The sequence below is a fragment of the Galbibacter sp. genome (assembly GCF_048266365.1).
In the GTDB taxonomy this organism is placed as follows: Bacteria; Bacteroidota; Bacteroidia; order Flavobacteriales; family Flavobacteriaceae; genus Galbibacter.
Genome location: NZ_JBLWZP010000008.1, coordinates 112530 through 125318 on the forward strand (window position 1 = coordinate 112530; position 12789 = coordinate 125318).

The window sequence follows — 12789 nt, forward strand, 5'->3', positions numbered from 1 at the left end:
CAAACAAAGCTATATCGATGAAATTAAATTTAAATATTGACAATAGTTTTACGCGAGAACTCGCTGCAGATCCTATTGTCGAAAATTACATTCGTCAGGTTCAAAACGCCAGTTATTCCTTTGTAGATCCACAAAAGAGCAGTCAACCAGAACTCATCCATGTTTCAAAGGATGTAAGTACTCAAATTGGTTTAACTGAAAAGGATCTACAAAGCACCCAATTTTTAAATTTGGTCACAGGAAATGATTCCTTATCCGATAGTAAACCTTATGCCATGAATTATGGTGGGCATCAGTTTGGACATTGGGCAGGGCAATTGGGAGATGGAAGGGCGATCAACATCGCGGAAGGAGTTCACAAGGACAAACGCTTTGTTTTACAAATAAAAGGTGCAGGTAAAACCCCATATTCTAGAAGGGGTGATGGGAGAGCTGTACTTCGTTCATCGATTCGAGAATATTTATGTAGTGAGGCGATGTATCATCTCGGGATTCCTACCTCTAGAGCACTGTCGCTTGCATTAACAGGAGATAAGGTTCTTAGAGACATCCTTTATGATGGTAATCCTGCCTATGAGCCGGGAGCCATTGTAGCAAGGGTCGCACCGAGTTTTATACGATTCGGGAATTTCGAGCTCTTCTCGCAAAGAGGTGATATGGAGAGCCTTAAATCATTGACAGACTATACTATAAATCATTTTTACCCCCATTTAGGTGCACCCTCTAAGGCGACTTATATCGCTTTTTTTAAAGAGGTGATGGATCGCACATTGGATACAATAATTCATTGGCAACGGGTGGGATTTGTCCACGGTGTGCTAAACACGGATAATATGTCTATCCTAGGACTTACTATTGATTACGGTCCTTATGGATGGTTGGAAGCTTACGATCATAGTTGGACTCCTAACACCACCGATTTGCCGCAAAAACGTTATCGATTCGCAAACCAGCACAATGTTGGATTGTGGAATTTATACCAATTGGCCAATGCGCTTTATCCTTTAATCGAAGAGCTAGAGCCTCTAGAAGAAATCCTAGAAAGCTATGGACCTGAATTTACTAAGAAGTACCTCCAGATGCTAAAAGGAAAGCTAGGACTTGAAAAAGACCAACCCGACGATATCGAGCTCTTAGATGAACTGGATCAGGCTTTAACACTCACAGAAATCGACATGACACTGTTTTATAGAAAATTGAGTACCTTTAACAAGAACAAACCTTTGCAAGGTCTAGATACGATTAGGGATGCATTTTACGTTAATGGTGATCTTGATCAAGGCATAGTGGAAAAGTGGGATGCCTGGTTTGTAAAGTACAGTCAGCGTTTGGAAGTGGAAACCGCCTCCGATGAAGTGAGAAAACAAAAAATGAATAACACAAACCCCAAATATGTGTTGAGAAACTATATGGCCCAGCTTGCAATAGATGCGGCTGAGCAAGGAGATTATAGTTTAATAGACCAATTATACATCATGTTAAAAAACCCATATGCAGAACAACCGCAGTTTGAAAAGTGGTTTGCAAAACAACCACAATGGGCAGCACATAAAGTGGGCTGTTCAATGCTATCCTGCAGTTCGTAACCAAAAACCAAACTTATGAAAATCAAACTATTAACGCTATTGTTATTTATAACATGTCCTTGTCTGTTGCTCGCTCAAGAAGGGGACCAATGGTCGGATAAAGTCTATTCTGTAGAAGGAAAGTGGAAAATACAGGAAGATTCAGGAGTACTTTATTTTGAATTAGGTAGTGATTTCATGACCCTTGCCGGACCAGATCTTAAAGTATACCTGTCTCCAATAGCAATCCAAGACATTGACGATAGAGATGCTATTGACAAGAAAGGAGGTGTGATGATCGCTGGATTAAAATCAAATAAAGGTGCTCAAAAGTATCCCATTCCAGAGGGAATTCAGCCTAGTGATTATAAATCCTTAGTGATCTTTTGTCCTAAGTTTTCTGTGGTATGGGGAGGCGTCTCTCTAGAGACAGAAAGCAAAGTGGAGTAAACGGCCTTATGATTGTTCAAAAGTCTTGAGTTCCATGGAGACCCCGTCAAAGACGGCATAGGTATAATAGTGAATCCAATCACCAAGATTTATATAGTGACTGTCATCTCCCAGAGGAATTTCCAGGGGTAGATGTCGGTGTCCAAACACGAAATAGTCACGATGCTTTTGCTCCAATTTTCGTTTGGAATATTGCACCAACCATTCTTTGTCCTCACCTAAGAAGGTAATGTCTTCGTCCCCGGAAATTAATTTATTCTTTACCGAGAGGTATTGAGCAAGACGAACTCCAAGATCTGGGTGCAACCATCTAAAAAACCATTTTGCCACAGGGTTGGTAAACAACTTTTTCATACGCTTATATCCTTTGTCTCCCGGACCTAAACCATCGCCATGACCTATAAAAAAGGTTTTGTCATTAAAACGGAACTCTTTAGGTTGATGAAAGACAGGAATATTGAGTTCCTCTTCAAAGTACCCTTGCATCCAGAGATCGTGATTACCGACAAAATAGTAAACTGGGATTCCGCGGTCCGTTATTTCTGCAAGCTTTCCAAGAGTTCTGGTAAAGCCTTTAGGTACCACCGATTTATATTCAAACCAAAAATCAAACAAATCACCCAGAAGAAAAATAGCCTCAGCATCTTGGCTTATGGTATCTAGCCAATTCACGAATTTTTTTTCGCGAACCAAACTCTCCTTTTGTGTAGGTGCCCCAAGGTGATTGTCGGAGGCAAAATATATTTTTTTACCCTTTGGAATTTGCATTCGGTGTGTTTTGTCGTAAAGATATAATAATTAGTGAACTTGAAGATCCGTATTAACCATTATCACTGGCGTACCATTCCGCATACGAGCTTTCTGTTTCTTGAAGTTTAAGCGCGAATAGTTTGATATGCTTGGGAAGTCGTTTTCGGATTTTAGCCGCAAAATGAACAACCATATTCTCACTTGTAGGCTGGTAATCCACTAAGATCACATGATGACCTCGATCTGACAACTCTTTTGCAAGTTCTTTGTGTGGCGTATTTTGATTAAATACAGTAGCGTGATCAAAGTGATCGACAATTTCTTCTTTTACGATTTTCTTCAAATCCCCAAAATCAATTACCATACCTAGTTTGACATCTTTAGGATCGGTTATTGGACTCCCGATAACGGTCACTGATAGCTTGTAACTATGTCCGTGTACATTTCTGCACTTCCCGTCATAGCCATAGAGTGCGTGCCCGGTTTCAAAACTAAATTGCTTGGTAATTCTGATTGTATCCATCACATAAAAATTTGTGCAAAGATACTACAGAATTTCTAGCCTGACAGCACGAATTAAAATGTTATCGATTACATTCTATTGATGATTTATGCATAATCCATCCTCAATCAAATGGTATTTTACCTTCAACATCAAATAATAGGTAATATTTGATGTCCTAAATTACAAATACGCATAAAATTTAACTTAAAATTTGGATATTTATAATTTATAAATATATTTGTGTAATCGATTGCATTTTACAATCGTTTAATTAGCAGTACTAAACAACTACTTAAAACCAATTTTATGAAACACCGAAGTTCTTCAAATGCCTCAGATCATTGTTTGAATTTGAGTGATCTTATACAGAAGCCTCCAAAGCAATGGCAATTATCTGTGGTTTTGCTTTTTTTTGCTCTCTTTACTACAACGATTTCGGCACAACAAATTCAAGTTGCCGGTACCGTTGAAGCCGGTGACGGTGGCGGTCCGCTTCCTGGGGTAACTGTGATAGAGAAAGGTGTAAGCAACGGAACCTCTACTGATTTTGATGGTGTATTTTCACTAAGCGTTTCTAGTCCGGAATCTGTTCTAGTATTCTCTTATATTGGGTACGCTTCTAAGGAAGTCGCTGTAGGAAATCAAACCACTATTAACGTCGTGCTACAAGAAGATATCAATCAGCTGGATGAGGTTGTACTTATCGATTATGGTTATGGCAAGGTGAAACAATCGGATATGACTGGTTCTGTAGCCACGATGACTAGTTCTGAAATTTCTAAAATACCCGTAGCCAGTGCGGCTGAGGTTCTCTCAGGGAGATTACCCGGGGTGAATGTCACTACTGCAGACGGTGAGCCGGGAGCTGAAATTCGCATTCGTATTCGTGGTGGAGGATCCATAACACAGGACAATTCTCCGCTTTTTGTGGTTGATGGATTTATTGTGAGTAGTATAACAGACGTTCCACCTAACGATATCCAAAGTATTGATGTTTTAAAAGATGCTGCAGCTACTGCTGTTTATGGAGCTCAGGCTTCTAACGGTGTGGTGGTTATTACTACCAAATCCCCTAAAGTGGGAAAGGTGTCTATCTCTTATAACAATTATTTTCAGTTTAGTGAATTGCCAAAAGACAGGCGTTATGAAGTGCTTTCACCTTATGAATATGTGATGGCAAATTATGAGTATGCTAGGCTACAAGGTCAAACTGTGGTGGATGACTTTGAAAAGTATTTTGGAAAATATGATGATTTAGAATTGTATAAATCCAAGCCAGCAACAGACTGGCAAGAAGAGTTGTTTGGCGGCCCTAGAATGTCTCAATATCATAATTTGAGTGTTAGTGGTGGGACTGAACAAACTAAAATGCGATTGAGTGTTACCCGTAACAATGACGAAGGACTCTTAACCGGATCGGCATACCAGAGAACTTCTATCAATTTTAAATTAAATCAAAAGCTGGCTAATCCACTGTATCTAGATGTTTCTGCTCGAATCACTAATACAGAAATCGACGGTGCCGGTACCTCAAATAATGCACAATTAAAAATTAAAGACGCAGTACAAGCTAGGCCTGTTAATGGTATCGCGGATGAATTGGACATCGATTTAAATAGTCCGAATTCTGACAACGATTATCAACAATTTTTATTGAGTTTGGTCGATCCTACAGAATTGGTCAAGCAGGATTGGAGACAACGAAGCACCTATAATTATGTGCTTAACGCAGGTCTAACATGGTCGATTACTCCAGATTTGGACCTCAAAACGGTCTACACCGATCAGCGCAGATTCCGAGAGGACTTACGATTTTATGGACCACTTACAAGTGAATCTTTTAACAACGGAGGAAGTATGCCTCTTGGACAAAAGGATGATCGTGACAATACTTCTTACCGATGGTTATCGACCTTGAATTATAAAAAACAATGGTCGTCAGATTATAAATTGGACTTCTTACTTGGTTTTGAAATGTCATCTTCTTCCGGGAAACGCTCTTTTATCCGAGCAGAAGATTTTAGACTGTCTATTACACCTGAAGAATTATTCGCCAATATGGCATTTGGACGTGTGGATAGACTTTCTACCTCGGAAGATACCGATATTAACAGACGCTCCGCTTTTGGTCGTTTGGATTTCCAGCTTTGGGAGCGGTTCATTTGGACTTTGACTTTTAGGGCTGATGAATCGAGCCGATTCTCCGAAGGTAATAGATTGGGTGTTTTTCCTGCCTTGGCTTTTGCCTGGAAACTTAAGAATGAAAAATTTATGGAAGATGTGGATTTTGTCGATGACCTAAAACTAAGAGTTACTTATGGAGAAACAGGGAATGATCGGATTGATGCCACTGCAACTCAGTTTTTATTTTCGGCTACAACCAATCGCGGGCCAGGTTTTGGAAATGTAGACAATGTGTATTATACCCCTAGCAGTGATATTTTGTATAACCCTGATTTAAAATGGGAAACTACAGTTACCAATAATATAGGTTTGGATTTTACGCTGTTTAATCATAGGTTAAGAGGAAGTCTTGACTATTATAAAAACGAAACCAGGGATCTACTTTTGGCCTCTGCCATTCCTAATAATACAGGGTTTTCAGAACAGTGGGATAATATTGGTTCCACTTCAAATCAAGGTGTTGAATTTGGGGCAACAGGCTACATCATAGAGCATAAGGATTTTAGCCTCTCTGCTAATTTCAATATTGGTGCCAATACCTTCAGAATTGAAGAGCTTGACGGAACTACGGAGCGCTTTCAGCGATCCAACTGGGCCAGTACAGATTTGAATAATATTAATGATTACTACCTTCAAGTAGGAGGAAAAATTGGAGATATATACGGTTATGTGACTGATGGCATGTATACTGTGGATGATTTTGAGCGCTATGATGAGGTCTCTGGTGAATACATTTTAAAAGAAGGAATCCCGTCTTCCGGTTCTGTGGTAGGAAATACCGACACCCGTCCTGGTTTTTTAAAATTAAAAGACTTGGACGGCAATGGAGAGATAAATGCTGATGATCGTAAGGTCATTGGAAATGCACTTCCTGATTTTCAAGGAGGGTTTGGGTTGAGTGCACGATACAAAGGCTTCGATTTTTCTATTTTCTTTAATTATCAATATGGTAATGATGTATACAATACAGGTAAAATTCAATACAATCAGTTTAGAAGGGTGACTTATGGTAATCTTTTAAACACCATGAGCATGGACAATCGTTATACATATATCGATGTCGATGGACAACTAACTGGTGTAGCTGGAGGTGTGGTAACGGATTTAAATCAGCTAGAACAATTAAATGGGGACAAAAATATATGGTCTCATAGTAGCCATGGGATTGCAGGAGCAGTAGTACACTCGTGGGCTATAGAGGATGGTTCTTTCCTACGGCTTAACAACTTAACTGTAGGATATAACTTGCCAAGAAAATGGATATCCAAGCTTGGAATGACACAATTTAGAGTTTATGCCACTGGTAGAAATCTAAAATTATGGACTAATTATTCAGGATATGATCCTGAAGTGAACTCTTCAAATAACGGACTGACTCCAGGAGTGGATTATTCTTCCTTCCCTAGAAGTCGTTCCTACACCTTCGGTCTAAACCTAACTTTTTAATCCTTTTGAACAATGAAAAATATAACAAGTTTATTTAAAATAGGATTTACATCATTTAGCCTGATACTATTACTTTCGGCCTGTAGTGATGACTTCATGGAACCTGACTCTATTTCAACCTTCGATGACGAGTACATCTATTCCAATGTAGATGATGCGAGAAACGGAGTCAATGCGGTTTACTCTTACTTTAATCAAGATGCCTTTCGTTCGCGTTTATCGAACAACTTTACTGGAAATACGGATATTGAACATCAATCTGGATGGTCAAGTAATTCGGATCGTTATCAAATATGGAACTTAGATGCTCTTCCTAGCAACAGGGATTTGGATATTGTGTGGACCTATGCTTATAGAGCTATCAGGGATGCCAATATCGCTATTGAAGGTATTACGATGAGTGGTAATCTAGAAAATCAAGATGAAACCATTCGAAAAACTTTTCATCAGCTATTAGGAGAGGCCTATACACTTAGGGCTTATTGGTACAGTATGCTTATTTATTACTTTGGAGATGTTCCATACGTGGTCAAAGCGCCAAAGGCAGGAGAAGAATTTAATTTACCCAAAACACCAAGAAATGAAATTCTAAGTGGTGAGATTCAGAATCTAATTAATGTTGAAGAACAAATGTTATGGGCGGACCAAACCACCTATGGTGTAGAGCAGGTCAACAGAGAATACACCTTAGGAATGATTGCTCGTTTATCCTTGCAAAGAGGGGGACACTATCTTAAACCAAATCTTACTCTTGGTCGAGAAAGCGATTATCTTGATTATTATCAGATTGCTAAGGAGTATACACAAAAGTTGATCACACTTAAGGATCGTCCTCTTCCAGAGGATTTTGGACAGATATTTCTCAACAACGTAACCTTTCAAACTCCCACAAACAGTGAAATCCTTTTCGAGGTTCCTTTTTCACTTAACAGTGGAGATGTGGGTTGGAACATAGGAATTGAGGTAGAAGGCGGACCAACGTCTTCACATGCATACGGTTCAGGAAATAACTATATGGCTATGCCAGTAACCTACTACTTCTCCTTTGATACCTTAGATATTAGAAGAGATGTTACCTGTGGGTTATACAGAATAAACAAAGATTTTGAAGCTGAGTTTATCAACGGTCCGATGAATATTTCTCAAGGAAAGTGGGGGCGTCATTTATTGAAAACACCTCCAGGAGCTTCAACGGCAAAGAGTACTGGCATTAACTGGCCTATGATGAGATATGCCGATGTATTGTTAATGTTTGCAGAGGCCGAGAATGAATTAAACGGACCTACTGCTCCTGCACAAGAGGCCTTAAAGCGTGTTCGTCAAAGAGCTTTTAACAGTGAAAATTGGGCAGAGAAAGTAGATTTGTACGTTACAGAAGTGTCTATGAATAAATCCAGCTTCTTCAATGCAATTGTCGATGAACGTGCCTGGGAATTCGGGGGAGAGATGATTCGAAAATATGAACTCATTCGCTGGGGCATATATTCGGATAAAGTAGCAGAAACAGTTGAAGGATTAAAAGAATTAGCCGATCAGGCCTATAATGGAACTACAGATTTACCGGATTATATGTATTGGAAATTAGATCCAGAAGGAAAATTCACCATTTTAAATCCTAATACTAAAGTTATTGCACCACCAGATGATACTTGGAATCAAGTGCAATTTTTATTGGATCTTCACGATGAGACTACCACTTATGATGAATGGATTACTAGGGATTGGGAAAACTATATAAACGGGCCTCAACCAGGAATTGTACGCTATATTTTCCCGATACCCACATTAGCAGTGGAGAACAGTCAAGGAACATTAAGCAACGATGGATACGGATTTTAGATCAACTAAAAAAAAACTAAGATGAAATTCAACAAAAGTATATTTAACAATCGGCTCCTGATTATGTTGCTTCTAGGCACCGGGTTTTTTATTGCCTGTAGTGATGATGATGCGGCTGAGCTTGAGAAAACAAGATTATTTCGTCCAGTGCTAAACGAAGAGTTGTACGCTGAGGGCAATAGTATAATCGTAGATATGGGTAGCTTAAAAGCAGCTGAGTCGTATAGCTTGGAAGTTAGTAGAGATACATTTGCTACTCTGGATTACAGCTTTAAAACGGACACCAGTTTTGTGACCATTGATGAAAAATTGGTAGGTGAAGAATTGTTTTGGAATACCTTATACCAGGTAAGGGTCACCGCTCATGCTTCGGATCCCCAATACGATTCTAAGGTATCAGATTTGGGGAATGTGCGTACGCAGCGTTTCCCCACGATTTTGAATATTCCAAAGGTTTATGATGTTACTGATGTAGCTGCCCGGGTAAGTTGGACACCAACTGGAGCGGCGGTGACCTCTATTCAGGCCTTTGCAGCTGAGGATTTAAAATTAAGCACACCACTCTTTGATCCCGTTCTAGTAGAGTCAGATCAGCAAGAAACGGGGGAGAGTTTTGTATATGGACTAGAGCCGGAAACCGATTATCAGATAGCCATTTACAGTGGTACTGAAATTCGAGGTTGGGTAAATTATAGTACCAAAGTAGCAGATATTGATCCGAGTTCACCTAATGTGATTGATCTTACGCAGAATGAAAGTCCTTCTGCAGTGGCTGACGCTGTAGCATCAGCGGCTGATGGAGCAATAATACTGGTTAAACGTGGTGTCACCTATGATTTACCACAGGATGATTTAACCAAATCTATCACCATTCGTGCTGCCTACGGTTTTGGTCCACAGAAAGCTAAATTGTATACCACCGGAAACTGGAATATTGCTGAGAACAGCAATATTGATCACATTAAGTTTATCGATTTAGAAATTAGAGGTGAAGATTTCAGCGGGGATTATGTCTTTAATCCAAACACCGATAATGTATATGTTCGAGAGTTGAGTTTTGAAAACTGTGAGATAGGTACCTTTAGGGGGATCATGAGAATACGGGGAACTGTAGAAATTGATAACTATATCATAAATAACAGTGTCGTTGACAGTATTGGTGGCTATGGAATCATTACAACCGATACAAGCCCAAGTGATCCTATGACGGCACATGTTAACAATATTGTTTTAAGTAACAGTACGTTTAATAAAATTGACACCGGAATTCAGTCCCAAAATAATTCACAATCACTGACTATAGAGGGTTGCACCTTTGCCAACTTCATCGTACCTGGTGGTCGATTACTTCGCTATAGAGGTGGCGAGGGAAATAATAATATTATTAATGGAATCACTATTAATAATTCCATTTTTGGACATAGTTGGGATCAGTCTGGATTAGGTGAATATGGTGGTATTCAAGGAATAGGAGAAGGTTTGGAAGCAACGAATATATCGCTGTTAAACAACTATAGTACTCAGAACTTTACCTTTGCGGAAGGAAAAGAGATTCCTGGTTTTAGCGTCGGTAATTACAGTAATACACAAGAAGATTTATGGATGAACCCGGAAGTTAATGACTTTAATTTTAAAGACACTGGTTTTTCTGGAAAATACACAGCTGGTGATCCTCGTTGGAGAGCCAAGCTGTAAGCAATGGAATTGAATTGTTTTAGTTTGTTTGTAGTTAAATTTGCATTAAGCTGAGAAACGCACCGGTATATGTACCGGTGCACTACTCAGTGCAGCATTATACAGACAAGCCACACAAGTGAATCATATAAAAAATAACGTATGCGAATTGGCAGTTGTCAACTAGTAATTGGGTGTTTATTATTATTTAGCATCGCACTTCAGGGTCAAACCCCGGCGTTTCCCGGGGCAGAAGGTTTTGGCCAAAATGCCACAGGCGGTAGAGGAGGACTCGTTTATGTAGTTACCAATCTAAACGATGATGGGGAAGGTAGTTTGAGAAAGGGAGTGCGAAAGGACGATCCAAGAATCATTGTATTTGCAGTCTCAGGAACCATTAATCTAGAGTCCCCTTTAGATATCAATCATGGGAGTTTAAGTATTTTAGGACAGACTGCCCCTGCACAAGGGATCACTCTTAAGGGATACCCTTTAAACGTAAAAGCAAACAATGTCATTATCAGATACCTCAGATGTCGAATGGGCGATATTAATGGTATAGAGTCTGATGCCTTAGGCGGTCGGGATATAAAAGACGTCATCATAGATCACTGTTCCATCAGTTGGGCTGTAGATGAAAATGTCTCCTTTTATAGAACAGAAAATTTCACCATGCAATGGTGTATTGTGGCCGAGGCACTGAATAATTCTGTGCACCCCAAAGGCGCACATGGATATGGCGGAATTTGGGGAGGCGTTAATGCTTCATTTCACCACAATCTAATTGCCAACAACAATAGTAGAAATCCTAGGTTTAGCGGCTCTAAATCTACGGTAAATAATAAAGCCGAATTTGTCGATTTTCGCAACAATGTCATTTATAACTGGGGATTCAACAGCGTTTACGGAGGAGAACTAGGCAAATATTCCATGGTTAATAATTATTATAAACCAGGTCCTGCAACCACCAAACCTGACCGTATTGTAAATCCTTCTAAGCCTTATGGGAAATTCTATGTTGACGGTAATTACGTTCAAGGCTTTGAAGCCATAACCAAGGACAATTGGGATGGAGGTGTTCAGTGTGACGATCCGGAATCAGCAAAACTCGAAACAGCACCAAAAGTTGAGAATGTTACAACACACTCCCCAAAAGAAGCTTATAGACTAGTGCTTCGTGGAGCTGGCAGTAGTCTGTATCGCGATGTTGTTGATCTTCGCATTATAAAGGGAGTAAAAACAACTACAACTTCCTATAAAAATGGAATTATTGATTCTCAAAATGATGTTGGAGCTTGGCCTGATCTTCCAAAAAACAGTATAGCGAAGGATACGGATTCGGATGGGATTCCAGATTTTTGGGAAGAAGAAAATGGGTTGGATAAAACCAAAAATGATGCGGGCTTAAAATCCCTGGATGATCACTATGTCAACATTGAAGTGTATGCAAATTCACTGATAACAAAGGCCTATGATTATACAGTAGCACCAGACGGAAGTGGCGATTTTTTAAAGGTACAGGACGCCATAGATGCCGTTCCAGATTTTCGTAACAACCGCACCCTCATTTATATAAAAAATGGAGTGTATAAAGAAAAATTAATACTCCCAACCAGCAAAACAAATGTGAGTTTGATTGGACAAGACAAAGAAAAAACCATAATCACCAATGACGATTTCGCTTCTAAAATGAATGAATTCGGGGAAGAAATGGGAACCACAGGTTCTAGTACGTTTTTTATTTTTGGAGAAGGTTTTTATGCCGAGAATTTAAGCTTTGAAAATAGTTCCGGTAGCGTTGGTCAAGCAGTTGCCGTTAGAGTAAGCGGGGATAAGGCGGTATTCTATAAATGTAATTTTCTTTCGGATCAGGATACCCTATATCTGCAAGGCTCAGATAGTCGACAATATTATAAAGATTGCTATATTGAAGGCACCGTGGATTTTATTTTTGGAGCCTCAACTGCTTTTTTTGACCACTGCATCATCAATGCCAAATCCAAGGGATATATTACGGCAGCGTCCACCACAGAGCAGACCGAATATGGGATGGTTTTTGAAAATTGCAAGCTTAAAGGCGATGCCGGCAAGCAAAGTGTTTATCTGGGGCGACCTTGGAGGAATCATGCCCAGACCGTATGGATCAACTGTTCTATGGGTGAGCATATAAAGCAACAAGGTTGGCACAACTGGAATAAACCCGATGCTGAGAACACTGTTTTTTATGCAGAATACAACTCTAGTGGTCCCGGAGGTGATGGAAAACGCGTGGCTTGGTCAAAAAATTTAACCCATACGGAAGCCTTGAAGTATACCAAAGAGAAGGTGTTAAAAGGAAATGATAATTGGAATCCAACTATAAACAATTGATTTACT

At 39.6% G+C, this 12789-nt stretch carries 8 protein-coding genes; 6 read left to right on the forward strand and 2 right to left on the reverse strand.

Features of this window, described 5'->3' with window-relative positions; translation table 11 throughout:
• Nucleotides 1-17: 17 nt before the first annotated feature.
• On the forward strand, nt 18-1586 hold the full coding sequence (locus tag ACN0TV_RS12585) for a protein adenylyltransferase SelO (protein WP_417363273.1): 1569 nt from the start codon (nt 18-20) through the stop codon (nt 1584-1586).
• A gap of 15 nt (nt 1587-1601) precedes the next feature.
• Complete coding sequence (locus ACN0TV_RS12590; protein ID WP_417363274.1) at nt 1602-2015, forward strand: DM13 domain-containing protein; 414 nt, start codon at nt 1602-1604, stop codon at nt 2013-2015.
• Nucleotides 2016-2021: 6 nt separating this feature from the next.
• Here the strand turns inward: ACN0TV_RS12590 and ACN0TV_RS12595 are convergent, their stop codons facing one another.
• The gene (locus tag ACN0TV_RS12595) at nt 2022-2783 is read right to left on the reverse strand and encodes a UDP-2,3-diacylglucosamine diphosphatase (protein ID WP_417363275.1); all 762 of its coding nucleotides are present in this window, start codon (nt 2781-2783) and stop codon (nt 2022-2024) included.
• A gap of 52 nt (nt 2784-2835) precedes the next feature.
• On the reverse strand, nt 2836-3288 hold the full coding sequence (locus ACN0TV_RS12600) for a 6-pyruvoyl trahydropterin synthase family protein (RefSeq protein WP_417363276.1): 453 nt from the start codon (nt 3286-3288) through the stop codon (nt 2836-2838).
• A gap of 288 nt (nt 3289-3576) precedes the next feature.
• Between ACN0TV_RS12600 and ACN0TV_RS12605 the strand changes: the two genes are divergently transcribed.
• The 4 genes from ACN0TV_RS12605 to ACN0TV_RS12620 all read left to right on the forward strand — a co-directional run bounded on the left by ACN0TV_RS12605 (nt 3577) and on the right by ACN0TV_RS12620 (nt 12783).
• Nucleotides 3577-6900 carry a SusC/RagA family TonB-linked outer membrane protein gene (locus tag ACN0TV_RS12605; RefSeq protein ID WP_417363277.1) on the forward strand — a complete coding sequence of 1108 codons (3324 nt, stop codon included), beginning with the start codon at nt 3577-3579 and terminating at the stop codon, nt 6898-6900.
• A gap of 12 nt (nt 6901-6912) precedes the next feature.
• The gene (locus ACN0TV_RS12610; RefSeq protein WP_417363278.1) at nt 6913-8739 is read left to right on the forward strand and encodes a RagB/SusD family nutrient uptake outer membrane protein; all 1827 of its coding nucleotides are present in this window, start codon (nt 6913-6915) and stop codon (nt 8737-8739) included.
• Between the two features lie 21 nt (nt 8740-8760).
• A complete protein-coding gene (locus ACN0TV_RS12615; protein WP_417363279.1) occupies nt 8761-10434 on the forward strand; it encodes a DUF4957 domain-containing protein in 1674 nt (557 codons plus the stop codon).
• 141 nt (nt 10435-10575) lie between these two features.
• Nucleotides 10576-12783 (forward strand): pectinesterase family protein, encoded by a 2208-nt coding sequence (locus ACN0TV_RS12620; protein ID WP_417363280.1) that lies wholly within the window; start codon nt 10576-10578, stop codon nt 12781-12783.
• Nucleotides 12784-12789: the final 6 nt, after the last annotated feature.